This is a genomic window from Pseudomonas sp. MN1F, assembly GCF_009391885.1.
Taxonomy (GTDB): domain Bacteria; phylum Pseudomonadota; class Gammaproteobacteria; order Pseudomonadales; family Pseudomonadaceae; genus Aquipseudomonas.
Genome location: NZ_VZII01000013.1, coordinates 69763 through 88115, shown reverse-complemented (window position 1 = coordinate 88115; position 18353 = coordinate 69763). Strand labels below are relative to the sequence as shown.

The window sequence follows — 18353 nt, the reverse complement described above, 5'->3', positions numbered from 1 at the left end:
CCAGACGTTGTCGGTTCTACGGCAGAGCCTTACTTCTGCGCTTGGCTTTTGGAGCTGCAGTGCGCTGGGCCTTGATACGTTCCAGTAGTAGGCTGGCCGGTTCGTCGTTCGGATCTTGTGGCACCAGTTCGCCTCGGAAGGCCTTGGCGAGGATGCTCTGGGTCAGGCGATCGACGCGGACTTGGGCAGCCTTGACTCGGGCTTCCAGTTGATCGGCGAAGGCGAAGAGTTGTTCAACGCGGTGTACAATTTCGATTTGTTCAGCCAATGGTGGCAGGTTAATCGGCATCTTCTTCATCGAGCCAACGTTGAAGTGCTGCTGTGCAACACCCACTTGATTTTCCGCAACATTTCGCTGGGCCACTTCAGAGTTCATGTAGATACAGCCGAACCAAGGATTGAGCTTTTCCGATGGTCGGGCGATTACAAGGTCGGAGCAGTTTGCTACGGGCAGCGACTCTGGGATCACGCACGTAACTCCAGGGGCGCCTGAGCGAACGATTGCCAAATCGCCAGGCTCAAGCCGAGACTTTAAGATTGATGAGTGAAACTCCTCCGAGATATAGAGAATGTTCTCTTGTGAAAATCTCATAGGCCTTACATTCTGGGAACGCAGAAAAGGTACGCCCTCTTCCTGGTATTGATCGGCCATCTTCCCGACGTAACCAACGGTGATTTCTCTGCAGATATCCCCAAATACTGTTTCTGCCCACCCCGCCGGAGATATCTCTGCTCCGCTGGTTTTTTGGGTTTGCAGCTCCCGCCACGTCTCGGTCAACCGTCCGGAAACGGCGGCGGCGAGGACGGACTGGCGAAAGCGTTTGAGCAACGCGGGGACTCCGTCGATGCGGGCTTTCAGAGTATCGACCTGAGCCAGCAACTCGTCGAGCTTGGCGGCGATGCGAATTTGTTCAGCTGTCGATGGTATTGGGAGTGGAAATGACTCTAGCTTTTCTGAATCGATGCTTTGTACAGTCGTGCCATCTTTGGCGCATGCTGAAAGAATTTTTCCCCCTAAACCCTTTAACAGATAGAACGCGAATTTCGGAGTTATGCCGTCGACTGGGCGGAGAACTTTGATGTCCTGATTGACCGTCAACTCGGTAGCAGCTAAAGCGACAGGAAAGGTGTGCTGCAAGATGCTACTGCGTGTCACCATCAGCACAGATCCAGCCGGATAAAGGACCATCCCAGCTTCGTCTACGGCAACCTGCGAAATCCGGTCCTCGGCATCTTCTAGCAGATCTCTCTTCATATCCTTCGGCGACACCCAAGGAACGTCGCGGTTCGACCAGAACTCGGCATTTGCTTTCGAAGGTGTTTTACCTCCCGACAAACCACCCAGATCTCTTAAAGTAAAACTGTTCCAGCCAGCCGGCGACTCACTCATTACTAGCCCCCAATTCCAACCCCATTACTTCCGCCATCAACTGCTTCTGCGCCGCCACTTCATCGCTCGCACCCAGCGCCTTCATCAGCTCTTCCAGTTCGTGCAACGCCTCGGTCAATTCGGCCATTGCTTCGCCAGCCAGTACTTCAGGGGCAGGCAGGTTGACAGCATCGACGCTGCTGTCGTTCTTCAGCCAGCTGATATCTAGCGAGTCACCGCGCTCGTGAATCTGATCGCGGGTAAACACGCGGAAACGGCTCAGTTCGCCGATGCCTTCGATGTTTTCCGCTCGCCGACTATTGCCATTAGGGTCAATACCATAGGCATTTTCAAAGGTATCGAGGTGCTGTACTCCAAACGGGGTACGCTTACCGAAGCTAGGCATATTACTGCGCAGGTCGTAGATCCAAACCCGCTGGGTGCAAGCTTCGTCCTGGCGCGGATTGTCTTGACTGCCTTTCTGGAAGAAGAGCACGTTTGTCTTCACACCTTGGGCGTAGAAGATGCCGGTTGGCAGACGCAGGATGGTGTGCAGGTTGCATTTGTTCATCAGGTCGCGGCGCACATCAGTACCAACGCCAGCCTCGAACAGCACGTTGTCCGGCAAGACCACGGCGGCACGGCCACCGGGCTTGAGGCCACGGTAGATGTGCTGGAGGAACGCCAGCTGCTTGTTGCTGGTGCGGTAGGTAAGGTCGTCTCGGGTGGGACCGCCGCCGCCTTTGGCGGTACCGAATGGCGGGTTGGAAAGAATGACATCTACTCTCGGCAGGTTGGCCCCGGTCTGACCCAGCGCGTTGCCCAGATGCACAACGCCTTCGTCATCACCTTCCATGCCGTGCAGCAAGGTGTTCATCAACGCCAGACGGCGAGTGCCGGGCACCAGCTCCACCCCGACAAATGCGCGGTTGCGCTGGAAGCTGCGGGCTTTTTCGTCGAGGTTGTAGTGGTCGTCGGTCTGGCTTTTGATATAGGCGTCAGCAGCAATCAAGAAGCCTGCGGTGCCAGCGGCCGGATCCTGGATGGTTTCACCGGGCTGCGGTTTGATACAGCGAATGATGCTGTCGATCAGCGGGCGCGGTGTGAAGTACTGGCCAGCACCCGACTTGGTCTCGCTGGCGTTCTTCTCCAGCAAGCCTTCATAGAGATCGCCGAGGCCATCTTCGCGGGCGCTGAACCAGTCGATGCCATCCAGGCTTTTGATCAATTGCTCCAGGTGACGCGGCTCCTTGAGCCGGGTCTGGGCGTCGGCATAGATGGCGGCAATCAGTGGGTCGCTGTTCTTGCCTAGGTCCAGCAACAACTGCCGGTAGTAGTCGAGCAGATTGAGCCCGGATTTACCAGCCAGGTCTGGCCAGCGTGCACCCGCTGGCAGCTTGTGGCTGAAGGCGTCGTTGTTCTGTACCTGCTCGTATTCCATCTTGATGAACAGCAGCAGTACCAGTTCGGTAACGTAGTCGCTGTAGTTGATCCCGTCGTCGCGCAGTACGTCGCACAGGTTCCAGAGCTTCTGGACGATGTCGGAGTTGGTCATGGTAACTCTCAAGAAAGATAGGACTGCGAGCCCGCGTTGTTTGAGCAGCGCGAATTGCAAAGGAATGTCGAGACCGGGTTTGCTGAAAAGCCACCGGGGAAAGAAAACCCGCTCAATGTCTGCGTAGCTGCCGGAGCAACCCTAGGCATGGCGGGTGTATTGCAGGGGAGGTTATGCACGGCAGATCTGTTTTGCAAGCTGATTCGGGCACCGGCCCAGTGAGCGGATAACACGAATTTCCGCTCGACCGGGGCGCGATATGGAGACTTGCTGATAGCTTCAAGCCGCCGTCCACAAATTATCGTTCAGCGCTTCCAGCACCTGTTCCAGTTTACCGCCAAGGTTGCGGTCCAGGCCTTTGATGCCGCCATCGACCCGGAAAGCGTCATTGACTTGCTGCGTATCGATCACCACCTCATGCACCAACTGCCTGGCAAGTCGATCCAGCCAGCGGCGCTGTACTGGGGTCCAGGCCTGCATGGCATAGATCCGTTTCATGGCCTCTGCCACGCGTTGATCGAACGGCAACAGTGCCTCGCCAATAGCAGCCTGGCGAATATAGCCGAGGATGCTCGCCGCGATTTCCTGGTTGGTCTGATTACGCCAGGCGCTTTTCAAGCTGGCTTCGCTGAAACCGTTCTGATCAAGCAGCAACCGCACTTCGCGCAAATGTTCGCGAGTCAGGTCTTTGGGGCGGCTGACCACTACGCCTAGCGCTGCGGACTGGTTCAACTGCTTGTGGATGAACTCGTTAAAGCTTTCGAGAAAATCAGCCGGCTTATCATACTTGCCATAGTTCTGCTCACGCACAACCAGCTCGTCTTCGTGAACGGAGATGATCGGATACCGGTCAGTTCCAAGCAGGGCGCTGACTGCAGCCAGCTGGTTGAGCAGTTGGCCATGTTGGCGAACGAAGTGGGCGGCCTGCTGCGGCCCAAGCTCATGCAAATGGCTGTGCAGTTTGCCTGGCTCGACTCCCCAGGCATCCTGCAACTCGTCGAGCTTCTGCTTGATGGCTGGATTGTTTTCGGCTTTATGCTCGGCCTTGCGCAGAATACGCATGACGCGTTGGTTCAACTGATCGAGCACGTCATGGGCGTGACTGCTGTCTTCCTGGCTGCCAGGGGCATCGTGGCTGGCGTCGTCGGTAAGCTCACCCACCAATTGCTCCAGGGAGATATTCGGGTTTTTCACCAACGGCTTCATGGTGTCGACCTCTTCCAGGCTGGCATAGAGGTCGACGGGGTCATAGATGCGGAAAACCGTCTTGCCTATCTCGTCACAGCGACGGGTAGCCCGGCCTTTCATCTGCTCATAGAGGATGCGCGAGCGCACACGGCGCATGAACACCAGGTTGCAGATGGTCGGCACGTCGATGCCGGTGGTCAGCAGGTCGACGGTGATGGCGACACTTGGGTGCGGTTCGTTCTTGTAGCAGCGAATCAGTTGCTCGACCCGGTCGCTCTGACCAGTGATGATGCGTACGGTCGCTTCGTTGTACTGCTCCCCATACGCGGCCTTGAAGGCATCATCCAGCAGATTTTTCACGCGCTCTGCGTGGGCCTGGTTGACGCAGAAGATCATGGTCTTTTCTTCGCCGAAGGGGTCCAGTTCCTTGGCTAGTTCATCGCAGATGACCCTGTCAAAGGCAGCTGTGATGACGCGACGGTTGAACGACTCGATATTGAAATTGAGCTCGTCTTCCAGTTCCGTCGTATCGACTTCACCGGTCTGGGCGTTGATGACACTGACTGACTCGCCCTTCTCATAGTGGATGCCGCGCTGAGTCAGTTGGGTTTCGTAGCGGATCGGCGGTTCGTGGTCGATCAGCCAGTCATCGGCCACTGCTTCCCGGTAGCTGTAGGTGAATACCGGCTTGCCGAAAATTTCGCTGGTCTGTTTCGCCGGTGTAGCTGTTAGGCCGATACGGCAGGCGTCGAAGTAATCCAGCACGCGACGGTACTGCGAGAGGTATTGGCTGGCATCACGCACCACCAGCTCGCCCTCGGTCATCTCCTGGTCGAGGGTATAGCCCCGGTGGGCCTCGTCGACGATGATGCAGTCGAACTCGCCTACAGGTGGCGGGTTGTCCGAGCGGAAAATTCGGCTGACCATGGCTTGCACTGTGGCCACTTGAACACGGGTTTCTGCTTCGGCAGCCATGTCGCCCAGCGCTTTGATGTCGTAGATCTGAGCCAGAGTGTGGTTCTGCTCAAGCGTGGTGTCGTTGAACGAATCAATGGCCTGTTGACCCAGGGCGCTGCGGTCGACCAGGAACAGAATGCGTTTGAAACGTTCGGCCTTGAGAAAGCGGTACATCAGGCCAATGATGGTGCGGGTCTTGCCCGTGCCTGTTGCCATCGCCAGCAAGCAATTGCGTTGATTGCCTGCCAGCGCCTGTTCCACGGCCTTGATGGCTTTCTCTTGGTAGTCGCGCAACTTCAGATAGCCGAAGCCTTCCTTTGCCAGCTTTTCCTCGGCGTCAGCCTTGCTGCGTTTAAGCAGATCGAGGAGGTCACCAGGCGTGTGGAAGTCCTGCAGCGGCCGACGGGTATTGGCAGGGCTGCGCAAGTCGCGGAACCAGGTGCCAGACTGTTCAGCAAGCTGCTTGATATAGGGGCGACCATTGCAGGCAAAGGCAAAGGGCAGCTGGAAGTGGCCGCTACTGCCGTCATTCCAAGGCTGGAGTTGGCCAGCCAACGGCCAGGGCTGCACATGTTCGGCAGAGAATCTGAATTCGCGGGCGTACCGTTCGGCCTGGGTGATCCGGTCGGCTACGTCGATGCCTTGGCGTTTTGCCTCGACGATGGCGATGGGGACCAAGCCGGCGAACAGTACGTAGTCGGCGCAGGCTTTCGGGCTGCTGGTGGGCCATTCGGCAATCGCTTTGTTCTTGCCTTTCTCCGGGCGAGCACCTTTGCTGTAGGTGAGTTCCAGGGAGTCCGCTTCCCAGCCGGCGTCGTTCAACTGCTGGTCGATGAGGATGCGGGTAAGGTCCTCCGACAGTTGGAACTTGTTGCTGGCCTTTCTGGTTTTCTCGGCAACTTCCTTGCTGGCCTGCGGCTGCGCGGCGAGTTGCTGCTGCAGGGCCTTGAGGCTTTGCTCATGTTCCGCGCGCAACTGGGTCAAAGCCGCTTCGTGTTCTGCTGCCAGCTGCTTGTGGTTCCGCGACTCGGCATCCATCTGCTCGGCGAGGACTGCGTATTCCTCCGCTTCACGCTTGAGCAGGGTGGCGAGTTGCTGGTTGCTTTCCAACTGCTGGCTGGACTCGCTGAGCTGCGCCTTGAGCTGTTCGATCTGGCTTTGCAGGTCACGTAGCGAAGTACTTGGGTCGCTAGGCGTAACGAAAGGCCCGGGTTTGAAAGTAGCGGTGTTCTTGCCAAAAGACTGGTGGTACCAGATGGCTAAAGCGCGCCCCACCTTCAGCCCATCCATGGCCTCACGGTGCTGCGTGCGAAACTCGTGAGTGGCTTTGTTCCCTTCCACGCGCAAGGTGTGGAACAGGTTCCGAATGTTCTGATCCAGCTGGATTTCGCGGCTGAGTTTGTACAGCAGGTCGGACTGGGTGGTGTGGGCATCGAACTCGATACCAGCACGGCTGGCCAAGTCCTGGGCAAAGGCTTCACCGAGCTGGCGCAGTTTGATCAAAGTGGTGTTTGGATCACTGGCGAATGCCTGCTCGGCCGTACGCGCAAGCTGAAGGAACACGGGATCATGTTCCTGGAGAAAGGCGAAATTGCTGCTGGCTGCCATGGTCGTTCCTTCGGTTGCTTGGCCACTTTGTTCGCACATCTGAGGATGCGTAAGTGGCGGTAGCTTAACCAAGGTAAGAAGGGTTTGGCCATGGCAGAAGGCCATGCTGCAGGCATTCGTAAACTGCAGCGGGCATGTATGCTGCCGATACAGGCACTGGTGGTTATTTGAAGTCGTATTCGAAATACAAGGAAAAGCTCAATGACGCTGTACGAGTCGATCGTTCTGGAAGTGGAGCAGGGGGCTTTGCCTCGTCAACTGCGGGCCACGGACCTCTTGGGAGAGGACCGTCGAGTCATCCGTCAGACACCTGAGGGAGACGTTGAGTGTTATCGGATTGGCTTTGGCTTCTTCAAGAAGAGCCATATCCGCACGCAGATGGCCAACGCGGCTCAAGGCACGGGCTATTGGGTCAGGGCAGGCCAGGCGCCGCAGTACAAGCGTATCGCCGAAGGGCTCTATGAGGTATTGGGCCTGAATGAGCAGGAGGAAACTGCCGTGCAGGCCGAAGCACCCGAGCCGATGCTCGCACAGGTGAGCCTGCAAGCCGCCCCAAGCATCGAAGCGCGCTTGGTGAATCATCTGATTCAGACACCTTTCCAAATCTTCGACCGCAAGCGCCGCACGCTTTACCCCGTGCAACCGGTGACTGGTTTCAAGGCTCGCCTGGACGCTTATTTCTGGCCATCCCCGGCAACCGGTTACAGCGCCACTGAAAAGGTTCTCGACGGTTTCGTTGTGCGAGCGCGCTTGCTGGCTGCGGATCTGGACAGCAATGCTGGCGCAGTGCTTCAGCTGTTCGCTGAAATCTGTGAGTGGGGCGGAGTGCGCCTGCCCACGGAAGATGCCCAGGTGGTGGTCGACAGCCTGCGCCTCGCCCAGCTTGGTAGCCGCAAGCAGGTGGCCGCGATGAATGGCGCCTGGACCAAGCTGTATGCAATGTTCTACCCCGATGATTTCCTCATCTATGACTCGCGGGTGGCTACAGCATTGCTTGGCTTGGCCGAGCAGGCACTAACGGATTCTGAAATCGAGCTGTTGCGCCAGCGCTACCCTGCACTGGGCCGTGTTGCTGGTCGCGGCGGGTCGCGCCCTCGGGCGACCAGTACGGCCTGGCGTAATGCCTATACGTGCTGGGCGGCCCAACTCGACGCCAATGCGCTAGGCCAGGCCATGTTGGCTGCTTTGAATCAGGTAGGCCCCGAGCAGTACAGGTTGCGGCATCTCGAGGCGACGTTGTTTATGGAAGGTTACTGAGGCGAGGGGTATTTCTACTAATCGCCAGCGTACATTCTCAAGGCCCGACCTAACGCATGCTTGATGTGATTGCGAAGGTAGTCGGGCCCCAGGACTTCGATTTCGTCAGCGTTGCTCATCAGAAACAGGCGCAGACCCTGGGTATCTTGAATAGCGCATTCCAGAATCGCACCATCATGGATGTGCTGATTTTTGCTCAGCGGGTTTTCCGTAAGACGGTTGAGGAGATTGGATTCAAGACGTAGCCGCAACTCGATTGGCTCTTCGTGATGAATAGTCACCAGATCCTTTTGCACTTCAAACGACCCTACGCAGTAACCCTCCGGATCAGCTGTGTCCCGCCAATAGGTCTTGACGCTAACCATCCGGTGAAGCATGAGCACACACTGCTTGCCAGGGCCATTGCTGCTGTATTTCCCACGCGGGGTATTCGCTTCGGGTGCTTTGCCTTCGAGCCATTGTTCGGATTCGACGAAGGCCGAGAGATAGATGTTGGAGTCCTGGAACGACAAGGCAAGTGGCTTCAGGATGTAGGTGCATTCGAGCTTACCCACATCGCGAGGCTTGTAGACAACTTCTAGGGTTTGGCCCTCAAGCATTGCCGCCTGGATCGTCTCGAGGTGAGCGGGATCATAAGCACCAGGCAGCAGGGTCATGAAGCGAGTGCCTGTAGTGATTCTGCCCTGGCCGATCAGGTCATGCTTCGAGTTGCGGCTAATCACCCCAAGCGCATAATCCCGCAGCTCGACGAGCTGATCAGCTACCACTTTGAATCCGAAACGCTCGGCATGTTGCAGTATGGCTTCCAGCGTCATCGACTCGGATGGCGTCAGTGCGAGATCCAGTCGAGCTTTTCGCAACTTCCAGCGATACGACTTTTGCCCTGCTGGTTTTTCACCAGAGACCCATCCCTGCGCTTCGAGGCTTTGCAGGTCGCGCAACGTGGTTTTGATATGGGGGACCTGATCGATCCAATGGGCTTGCTGAGCGTGAAGCTCTTCAGTGATCAGCGAGCCACGCTCACGCTGCAGGATACCGAGGAGTGCCTTGCACCTCCCTTCCTTGGAAATTTTCTTAGCCACAGGCACCTCACGGACAAAATATGTCCCTATTGTCCGTCAGTATCACTTTGCCAGCAAGAAAGGCCCTCAAATTAGTGGAGCGTCGCATGAAGATCAAGGTCTCGCACCGTAGTTACCCCGCTTACAAAGACCGCGCAGAGGTCAATGCTTTCATCGAGTGGCTCGCCGAGCTCCTTGGGTCGAACAAGGAAGTGAAGCATGGCTACACCAATCGGCAGACGGCCAAGCGGTGGCAGTTCTCCAGTCTCCACGATGCCTACGAGCAATACGAATGGCATCACCCTGGTGTGTCGCATTTGAATATCGGTGCGGGCAGTTGCGCAGATAGCAATGCTCAAGCCCTTGAAGCTCTGGGGGCGGACCTTGGTGCTGCGACCTGTGACAACACCATGCTGCGTGCCACTCAAGCCACGATGGCCTGGGGCGGGGTTTCTGCTCGAAACAACCAATGGCTTGAAGAGAATCGGGTGGGGCTGGCAGCGATGGTTGAACAGGTCGCTGAGGTATTGCGACAGGGGAATCTCGACAGTCCGGAATTCCTCGGCGACCTGCGCTTCAACGCTGGCATGACCAAGGTTTACTCGCTGTTGTGCGACAACTTCATCATCTATGACAGCCGCGTCGCTGCGGCCCTTGGCTGGCTTGTGATGAGATATTGCCGCGAACGGAAAATGTCCGCACTTCCGGATGGTCTTCGCTTCCCTTGGGCGCCGGCAAAGGAGGCTCAGAACACTACCACGCCCAAGAACCGCGACCCGGGTAACGAGAATGAATTCAAGTTTCCTCGCTTGCGGCGCGGTCATCACCACGCGCTCTGGAACATGCGCGCGAGCTGGGTGCTGAGTGAAGCTTTGGCTCATCCATCGGCGCAAGGAAGCCGCTTTCATGAGGGGGCCGGGAAGCCTATTCGGAAGCTCGAGATGGGGCTGTTCATGGTTGGTTATGATCTTGGAAGCTGCTGAGTTCAAGGGGAAACACCATGAGCAATTTGCCTGAACTTGAGGCGCTGATCCTGAATCTGGTTGGTTCGGGGATTACTCACTCGATGTTGAGAGACTTGGTAGCCACGCAGGCACCTCAAGTGTCTCGCCAAGCGCTCGATGCTGCGCTCGTAGAGCTTCAGTTCTCCGGTGCTTTGCGTCAGTTGCAAAGTGAGGAGGGATGCATCTGGGCAATGGGGCCAATGGAGGAAGAACTTTTTGAGCACATCAATCCTGATGTGCTCGAGCAGATCCTCAATCCCGGAGAATTCATTGAGCTGGATGTGGATCAGCTACTTGCAGAGCTGGATGCAATGATTGTCCGTGCACGGAAGAAGTAGGTGGCCGTCAATCCGTGAGGTTGCTGGTATTGCTGGGGCCGCTTTGCGGCCCTTTCGCGACGCAAGGCCGCTCCTACAAAAGAGCGGCGGCGGGGGCTATTTCAAGGCGCTTTTGCCATGCCCAATTCGGCGTCATCCAGCAGAGCCTTGGCCATGGCGCAAAGGTAGTGCGAGGCCCAGAGCAGCTGGGGTTTGTCTTCCATCAGGCCATCGATGCTCAAGTCGCGAGCGTAGCCCATCAGTTCCGAGGCCTGTTCGCGGGCGGCCTGGCAAGGGATGCCGGCTTCGATGCGGAACAGCGGGTGGGTCTCGTTTTCACCTTGGAAGAAGGTAGTTTTGCCGACGGTGAATCGGGTTTCTTCGGTAGCCATTGCTTGATCTCCCTGAAGTCGTAGAGGCCTGGCCTGGCGGGCCAGGCAGATCATGATGCGGATCAGTGCAGCGTTTGCGGATCGGCGGGCTTCTGGATCTGGGCCAGCGCCGTTTCGAGCAATCTGCGCAAGCTGTCGAGCTCGTGCATTGACGTCATGATCAGTAGCGACACGGGTGACTTGGGCTGCATCAGCATCGCCTGCTGGGCGACGGCTTCGGCGCATAGCGCGTAGTCGGCGGCCATCATCAGGGTGTCTTCCAGGGAGTGGAGGAGGTGGGGTGGATCGGGGACTATCTTCAACATGATTGCTTCCATTTCAGGGCCGTCACCATCTGCTGTCAAACAAAGGGTGGCAGCTGTACGCGGGTTGACAGACCGGCGGAAACAACAAGTTCCGGCGCACGCAAGCGTGCCCGCACGTACAGCCGCCATAACGACGAACCGTTTTGTTGTTTACCGTCGCGACCTGTCAAAGTCATGCCGTTGATGTGCAACGACCCACCGAGACTAAAACCCTGAAAAAGCGACCGCAACGGAAAACAGGGGCGGAGAGTATCTTTGGGAAATGCCCTACAAGAAAGGGGTTAAATCTGATTTTTTCGCTGCATTTCGAAACAATCCGTAACGCCTAAGCAGGTGGGTCAGATTGTTCCAGACACAAAAAAAGACGCCCTAGGGCGTCTTCTTTCTTGGATTTGGTGGAGCCGGGGGGATTTGAACCCCCGTCCGCCAGTACTCCGCTGTCGGTACTACATGCTTAGCCGTGTCTACTGATTTAATCCGCAGCCGCCCGACGGGCAGGGTGCTTTGGATGAGTTGGGTAAGTTTTAGTCGCTTTGCCCCCAACGTGCTACACGACGATCCTGTTCTGTATGACAATCATTTCGGGTTTACAGGCATCCCCTGATGATTGCTGGAGCCGAAGCTACCAGGAGAGCGGGCTCAGCTGCTTACGCAGCGAGAGCGTAACCCTCGTAGTTTTCGTCATTGGCAACTATAGAAAGTTGCAACAGTGGATTTACGAGTTCTGTTACCAACTCGGCATGCACCTAGAGTTTCGCTACCGGCGTCGAATCCTGATCGGCCCCACACTAGCTCTTGGCTAACGCACCTTACGGCACGTGAGACGGAGTATACGCCATTGCGCGGGCGACGTCGACTGCCGGTCCTGTCGCCCGCGCTGCGAGGGCTCAAGCGCCGCTGCCGCCCGCCGAACCGCTGCCTTTCTCGGTCTTCTCCAGGCGCTCCAGCACTTTGCTGGTGATGGCGATGCAGCCTTTGGTGTCGCCCGAAGCCTGGGCGGCCTTGGCTTTGTCGACTTGCTCGGTCAGGGCTTTGTCCAGGCCCTCTGAGGTAGCACCGGCGGTGGCCATGCTGTCGTCGATCTTCTGCAGGTTGGCGGTGCACAGGTCTTCGGCAGCGAAGGCCGGGGATGCCAGGAGGGTAGCGGCCGCGAAGAGGGCCGAAAGCGCGGTACCTTTCATGGGTGTCTCCTTTTATGGCCGCTGGAGGTGGGCCTTGTAAGGGTGGACTGCTGTAATTTGGCGAGGGTTCAATCGGGGTGATGCTTGAGGGTTTTGGCGCCTGGGAGATCGAACGCCGTTCGCGCGGCGCTCGATCTCCCAGGCGCCGAAAATCTCACGGCAAACTGCGCGGCCGGGTAACGCGGTCCACCAGATACACCAACCCGTGATAGTCGATCCCGCTATGGCTGGACAGCCCAATCTCACAGGTGCGGCTAGTGGAGATCCCCTCGCTGCAATACTGCACCGCATCCTTCAGGCTGCGCAGCGAATGGGCGTTGAGCTCAGGCGTGGTAAAGCCCTTGTCGCCGGCAAAACCGCAGCAGTGGATGCCTTCCGGAATCACCACCTGCTTGCTGCAACGGCGCGCCAGGTCGATCAGCGCCTGGCTTTCACCCAGATGCTGGGTGCTGCAGGTCACATGCACGGCCACCGGCTCGTCCTGCGGGGTGAACTCCAGTTTGTCGACCAGGTGAATGCGGATGAAACGCACCGGGTCGTACAGGTCCAGCCGGGTTTCGCCCAGGTCCTGCACCAGGCGCAGGGTGCAGGGGCTGGTGTCGCAGTAGATCGGGTCAAGGCCGCCGCGGCTGGCGTGAAGCAAGGCGTTGATCAGTTCCTGGCGCTTGTGTTCGGCCTGCTCGGGGTACCCCTTGGAGGCGAACGGCTGGCCGCAGCAGAGACTGTCGTTATTCTCCGGGAACACCACCTGGTAACCGGCCTTTTCCAGCAGGGCGCGGGTCTTGTCGAGCAGCGAGCTTTGCTCGCGGTCGGCGTAGGCGGGGCCCATCACCCTTGAAACACAGGCGGCGAGGTAGACCACGCGCGGCCGGGCATCATTGCTCGCCGGGCCGAAGTCCATCGTGCGCAGCGGCTGTGGCATGGCCGGGGTCCACTGTGGCAGGTGGCCTTTGCTGGCCTTGCTCAGGGCTGCACTAAGGCGCCCTAGGCGTGGGGCGCCGAGCAGCTTGCGGGCGGTGTTGGCGGCGGTCAGGGTGAAGCGGGCGCCGGCCAGGGCGGTGGGGAAATGGTCGGCCAGCCAGTCGGCAGTCTTCGCGTGGTCGGCGGCCTGGCTGCGCAGTTTCTTCACCAGCTCGCCGGTGTTGATGCCGACCGGGCAGCGCTGGGCGCACAGGCCGGTGGCGGCGCAGGTGTCGATGCCTTGGTACTGGTAGGTCTGCAGTAGTTCGCGGGTGTCGATGCCGGCGCGTTGCTTCGCCTGGATGTCGCGCCACATGACGATACGCTGGCGTGGGCTGAGGGTCAGGCCCTTGGAGGGGCAGACCGGTTCGCAGAAGCCGCACTCGATGCACTTGTCGACGATCTCGTCGGCGGCGGGCAGCGGCTTGAGGTTTTTCAGGTGGATGTCTGGATCGATGCTCAGCACCACGTCGGGGTTGAGGATGCCATTGGGGTCGAGCAGACGCTTGAGCTTCCACATCAGCTGGTAGGCATCAGCGCCCCATTCCAGCTCCACAAATGGCGCCATGTTGCGGCCGGTGCCGTGCTCGGCCTTGAGCGAGCCGCCGAATTCAACGGCGACCAGTTGCGCGACGTCGTCCATGAAGGCCTGGTAGCGCGCGACTTCTTCGGCACTGTTGAAACCTTGGGTAAAGACGAAGTGCAGGTTACCTTCCAGCGCGTGGCCGAAGATGATCGCCTCGTCGTAGTGGTGCTTGTCGAACAGCTGGATCAGGCGGTTGACGCCTTCGGCCAGTTGCTCGACGGGGAAGGTGACGTCTTCGATGATCACCGTGGTGCCTGTCTGGCGAACGGCGCCGACGGCGGGGAAGGTGTCCTTGCGGATCTTCCACAGCTGGTTGTACACGGCAGGGTCTTCGCTGAAGTCGACCTTCTGCTCCAGCGGGTAGTCGGCGATCGAGGCCATCACCAGCTGCAGTTGTTCGTGCAGCAGGCTCTGGCTGGCGGCGCGGGACTCGATCAGCAGGGCGCAGGCGTTGTCCGACAGGCCTTTGACCCACAGCGGCATGCCCGGCATGTTCTGCACCGAGCGCAGGCTGCGGCGGTCGAGCAGTTCGACGGCGGACACCGGCTGGCGCTTGAGCACGGTGACGGCGCGGCAGCAGCTTTCCACGCTGGGGAACACCAGCAGGGCGCTGGCCTTGTGCGGGTGGTCGGGCACGGTGTCGTAGGTAACGGCGCTGATGAAGCCCAGGGTGCCTTCGGACCCGACCAGCAGGTGCTGCAGGATATCCAGCGGCTGGTCGTAGTCCACCAGCGCGTTGAGTGACAGGCCGGTGGTGTTCTTCAGCCGGTACTTGTGCCGGATGCGGTCGGCCAGTGCGGTGTTGGCGCGGGTTTCGCGGCCCAGGCGGGCCAGCGCTTCGAGCAGTTCGGCGTGGCTGTTTTCAAAGGCCGCGACACTGGCTGGGTCTTCGCTGTCCAGGCGGGTGCCGTCGGCCAGCACCAGGCGTAGGCCGGCGAGGGTGTGATAGGTGTTCTGCGCGGTACCGCAGCACATGCCGCTGGCGTTGTTGGCGACGATGCCGCCGATCTTGCAGGCGTTGATCGAGGCCGGGTCGGGGCCGATCTTGCGCCCATAAGGGGCCAGCCAGGCGTTGGCCTGGGCGCCGATGACGCCGGGTTGCAGGCGAATTTGCTCGCCCTGGCCGCGGATTTCACGGCCATTCCAGTTATCGCCGAGCACGATCAGCACCGAGTCGCTGATGGCTTGGCCGGACAGGCTGGTGCCGGCGGCGCGGAAGGTCACCGGCACGCGATCGCGCTGGGCCAGTTGAAGCAGCCCGACCACTTCGTCTTCGGACTCGACGCGTACCACCAGCTTGGGGATCAGCCGATAGAAGCTGGCGTCGGTGCCGAAGGCCAGGGTAGAGGTCGGGTCGTCGAAACGGCGTTCGGCAGGGATCAGGCGCTCGGCATCACGCAGGAACGCAGCGGGCAGGCTCATGCAATCTCCTCGCGGGGCCGCGGCGTCTGGCGCGCGGCGTACCCCGGTCATTCAGGCGGTACTGTGGAGGGGCGCTCAGGCGCCCAGTTCGCGGACCAGCGAATCGCGGGTGATCTCGCTGATCGACTTGGCGCCGGTCAGCACCATGGCTACGCGCATTTCTTTCTCGAACAGTTCGAGCAGGTTCTTCACCCCGGCTTGGCCATGCACCGCCAGGGCCCAGAGGAAGGCACGGCCAATCAGCACGGTATCGGCGCCGAGGGCGATCATGCGCACCACGTCGAGGCCGCTGCGGATGCCGGAGTCGGCGAGGATCTTCAGGTCGCCTTTGACCGCATCGGCAATCGCCGGCAGGGCGCGGGCACTGGACAGCACGCCATCGAGCTGGCGGCCGCCATGGTTGGAGACGACGATGCCGTCGGCGCCGAACTTGACCGCGTCACGGGCGTCGTCGGCGTCGAGGATGCCCTTGATGATCATCGGGCCGTCCCAGAATTCGCGGATCCACTCCAGGTCCTTCCACGAGATCGACGGGTCGAAGTTGCTGCCCAGCCAGCCGATGTAGTCGGCAAGGCCGGTGGGGTTGCCACGGTACTTGGAGATGTTGCCCAGGTCGTGCGGGCGGCCCATCACGCCAACGTCCCACGCCCATTCGGGGTGGGTCATGGCTTGCAGCACGCGGCGCATCGGGCCGTTCGCGCCGCTCATGCCGGAGTGGGCATCGCGGTAGCGGGCTCCGGGCACCGGCATGTCGACGGTGAACACCAGGGTTTTCACGCCGGCGGCCTTGGCCCGCTCCAGGGCGTTGCGCATGAAGCCGCGGTCCTTGAGCACGTACAGTTGGAACCACATGGGCCGGTCGATGGCCGGCGCCACTTCTTCGATCGGGCACACCGACACCGTTGACATGGTGAACGGAATACCGTGGGCCGCCGCCGCACGCGCCGCCTGCACTTCGCCGCGGCGGGCGTACATGCCGGTGAGGCCGACCGGGGCCAGGGCCACGGGCATGCTCAGGGTCTCGTCGAACAGCTTGGTTTCGAGGCTCAGCTCGGACATGTTCTTCAGCACGCGCTGGCGCAGGGCGATGCTGGCCAGGTCCGAGACGTTGTGGCGCAGGGTGTGCTCGGCGTAGGCGCCGCCGTCGGCGTAGTGGAAGAGGAAGGGGGGCAGCTTGCGTTGGGCCGCGGCGCGATAGTCGGTGGAGGCGGAAATGATCATGGATTCTCGCAGCGTGGGTTGAAGGCGATGCCGGGCGCGTGATGGCGCCCGGCCCCTTTCACTTTAGTGATGAACCAGCATGCCGGTCAGCCAATAGGCCTGGATCAAGGTGATCAGGCCGACGATGGTGGCGAAGAACAGGCTGTGCTTGACGGTGAAGCGGAACAAGTCGGATTCCTTGCCGACCAGGCCGGTGGCGGCGCAGGCCACGGCGATCGACTGCGGCGAGATCATCTTGCCGGTCACGCCACCGCTGGTGTTGGCCGCGACCAGCAGGGTGTCGTTGACCCCGATCTGGTGCGCCGTGGTGGCTTGCAGCGAGCTGAACAGGGCGTTGGACGAGGTGTCGGAACCGGTCAGGAACACGCCCAGCCAGCCGAGGAACGGCGAGAAGAACGGGAACGCGGCGCCGGTGCCGGCCAGGACCAGGGCCATGGTCGAGGACATGCCCGAGTAGTTGGTGACGAAGGCGAAGGCCAGCACCATGCCAATCGACAGGATCGGCCAGCGCAGTTCCCAGAAGGTCTCTTTAAAAGTGGTCAGACCAGTTTTGAAGTTGATCTTCAGCACCGCCATGGAGATCAGCGCCGAGAGGAAGATCGCGGTGCCGGTGGCGGAGATCGGGTCGAGCTTGAACACCGCTGGCATGGCGGTTGGCGCGGTGACGATCGGTGCGGTCTTGATCACCAGCTGGTCAAGGTGCGGGATGGCGAAGTTGAACACGAAGTTGTACATCGCGCCGCCTGGGGCGAAGGCCGCTTTGAACGGCTTCAGGGTCCAGATGGTGACCAGCACGGTGAGGATCAGGAACGGCGACCAGGCCTTGAAGATCTCGCCGAAGCTGTACGGGGTCGGCTGGCTGCCGCTTGGCTGTACCACGGCGGCGCCGACGCTGCCTTTGGCTTCGGCGAACGCGCGCTTGGGCTGCCAGACTTTCAGGAACAAGGTCAGGCAGATCAGGCTGGCCAGGGCCGAGGTGATGTCTGGCAGTTCAGGGCCGATGAAGTTCGAAGTGAAGTACTGGGTCACGGCGAAGCTCAGGCCGGCGACCAGGGCGGCAGGCCAGGTTTCCTTCACGCCGCGCAGGCCGTCCATCATGAACACCAGCCAGAACGGTACGAACAGCGACAGCAGTGGCAGCTGGCGGCCAGTCATGGCGCCGATGTGGAAGGCGTCGATGCCGGTGACCTGGCCGGCCACGATGATCGGGATACCCAGGGCGCCGAAGGCCACCGGTGCGGTGTTGGCGATCAGGCACAGGCCAGCGGCGTACAGCGGGTTGAAGCCCAGGCCCACCAGCAGCGCGGCAGTGATTGCCACCGGGGCGCCGAAGCCGGCCGCACCTTCGAGGAAGGCACCGAAGCAGAAGCCGATCAGCAGTACCTGCAGGCGCTGGTCGTCGGTGATCGACAGCACCGAGCTGCGGATCACTTCGAACTGGCCGCTCTTGACCGTGAGTTTGTACAGGAACACCGCGGCAACGATGATCCAGGCAATCGGCCAGAGGCCGTAGAGGAAGCCATAGCCTGCGGCAGCCAAGGCCATGTCGACAGGCATCTGGAAGGCGAAGATCGCCACCAGGATCGACAGGCCAAGGGTGATGCTGCCGGCCACGTGCCCTTTGAGGCGGAACACGGCCAGGGCCAGGAAGAAGAACACGATAGGGATGACCGCCGCCAGTGCGGACAGGCCGAGACTACCAAGCGGGGTATAGAGTTGTTGCCAGGTTTGCATATGGGGTGGCCCCTAATTGTTGTTGGTCAGGCACTGGCATTGGATAATTGGTAAGACCAATTTACAATGGCTGGTCGCTAGGTTAAAAGCGCTGTTGTGGGTGTGTCAATTTGTCTCGTGCAAAACTTTGGTCGCGGGTCGATGAACGGGCAGCTGCTTGCTGGCGAAAACCGTCGCCTGATGCGTGCTGGCGCGGCGTGGATCGGCGAGAATAGGCAACCCCGTGAAATTGGCCG

Annotated in this window: 13 protein-coding genes and 1 other RNA gene; 3 read left to right on the top strand and 11 right to left on the bottom strand. The window is 59.8% G+C overall.

Features of this window, described 5'->3' with window-relative positions:
- Positions 1–16: 16 nt before the first annotated feature.
- From F6X59_RS28620 to hsdR, 3 genes are all read right to left on the bottom strand, one after another.
- Positions 17–1390, bottom strand: coding sequence for a restriction endonuclease subunit S (locus F6X59_RS28620; RefSeq protein ID WP_256669160.1), 1374 nt, complete (start codon positions 1388–1390; stop codon positions 17–19).
- Positions 1383–2924: an N-6 DNA methylase gene (locus F6X59_RS08910; RefSeq protein WP_152955918.1), complete on the bottom strand. Its 1542-nt coding sequence runs from the start codon at positions 2922–2924 to the stop codon at positions 1383–1385. The genes F6X59_RS28620 and F6X59_RS08910 overlap by 8 nt, the downstream gene beginning before the upstream one ends.
- Positions 2925–3203: 279 nt before the next feature.
- Complete coding sequence (gene hsdR / locus F6X59_RS08905) at positions 3204–6677, bottom strand: type I restriction-modification system endonuclease (RefSeq protein ID WP_152955917.1); 3474 nt, start codon at positions 6675–6677, stop codon at positions 3204–3206.
- A 201-nt stretch (positions 6678–6878) separates the two neighbouring features.
- On the opposite strand from hsdR, the gene F6X59_RS08900 reads away from it, so the two are divergent.
- Positions 6879–7934, top strand: coding sequence for a hypothetical protein (locus F6X59_RS08900; protein WP_152955916.1), 1056 nt, complete (start codon positions 6879–6881; stop codon positions 7932–7934).
- Positions 7935–7951: 17 nt separating this feature from the next.
- Here F6X59_RS08900 and F6X59_RS08895 read toward each other — a convergent pair whose 3' ends face one another.
- On the bottom strand, positions 7952–9016 hold the full coding sequence (locus F6X59_RS08895) for a helix-turn-helix transcriptional regulator (protein WP_372240337.1): 1065 nt from the start codon (positions 9014–9016) through the stop codon (positions 7952–7954).
- Positions 9017–9102: 86 nt separating this feature from the next.
- Here F6X59_RS08895 and F6X59_RS08890 point away from each other — a divergent pair, with 86 nt between their 5' ends.
- A complete protein-coding gene (locus F6X59_RS08890; RefSeq protein WP_152955915.1) occupies positions 9103–9978 on the top strand; it encodes a hypothetical protein in 876 nt (291 codons plus the stop codon).
- Between the two features lie 17 nt (positions 9979–9995).
- Complete coding sequence (locus tag F6X59_RS08885) at positions 9996–10337, top strand: hypothetical protein (RefSeq protein WP_152955914.1); 342 nt, start codon at positions 9996–9998, stop codon at positions 10335–10337.
- Between the two features lie 101 nt (positions 10338–10438).
- Here the strand turns inward: F6X59_RS08885 and F6X59_RS08880 are convergent, their stop codons facing one another.
- From F6X59_RS08880 to F6X59_RS08850, 7 genes are all read right to left on the bottom strand, one after another.
- Complete coding sequence (locus tag F6X59_RS08880; protein WP_152955913.1) at positions 10439–10708, bottom strand: DUF3077 domain-containing protein; 270 nt, start codon at positions 10706–10708, stop codon at positions 10439–10441.
- 62 nt (positions 10709–10770) lie between these two features.
- Positions 10771–11013, bottom strand: a complete 243-nt coding sequence (locus F6X59_RS08875) for a hypothetical protein (RefSeq protein WP_152955912.1) — start codon at positions 11011–11013, stop codon at positions 10771–10773.
- 393 nt (positions 11014–11406) lie between these two features.
- Positions 11407–11798: a transfer-messenger RNA gene (ssrA, locus tag F6X59_RS08870) on the bottom strand.
- Between the two features lie 102 nt (positions 11799–11900).
- Complete coding sequence (locus tag F6X59_RS08865) at positions 11901–12194, bottom strand: hypothetical protein (RefSeq protein WP_110639677.1); 294 nt, start codon at positions 12192–12194, stop codon at positions 11901–11903.
- 154 nt (positions 12195–12348) lie between these two features.
- Positions 12349–15162: an FAD-binding and (Fe-S)-binding domain-containing protein gene (locus F6X59_RS08860; RefSeq protein WP_152955911.1), complete on the bottom strand. Its 2814-nt coding sequence runs from the start codon at positions 15160–15162 to the stop codon at positions 12349–12351.
- Between the two features lie 75 nt (positions 15163–15237).
- A complete protein-coding gene (gene lldD / locus F6X59_RS08855; protein ID WP_060509390.1) occupies positions 15238–16383 on the bottom strand; it encodes an FMN-dependent L-lactate dehydrogenase LldD in 1146 nt (381 codons plus the stop codon).
- 63 nt (positions 16384–16446) lie between these two features.
- Positions 16447–18117, bottom strand: a complete 1671-nt coding sequence (locus tag F6X59_RS08850; RefSeq protein ID WP_152955910.1) for a lactate permease LctP family transporter — start codon at positions 18115–18117, stop codon at positions 16447–16449.
- Between the last annotated feature and the right edge of the window lie 236 nt (positions 18118–18353).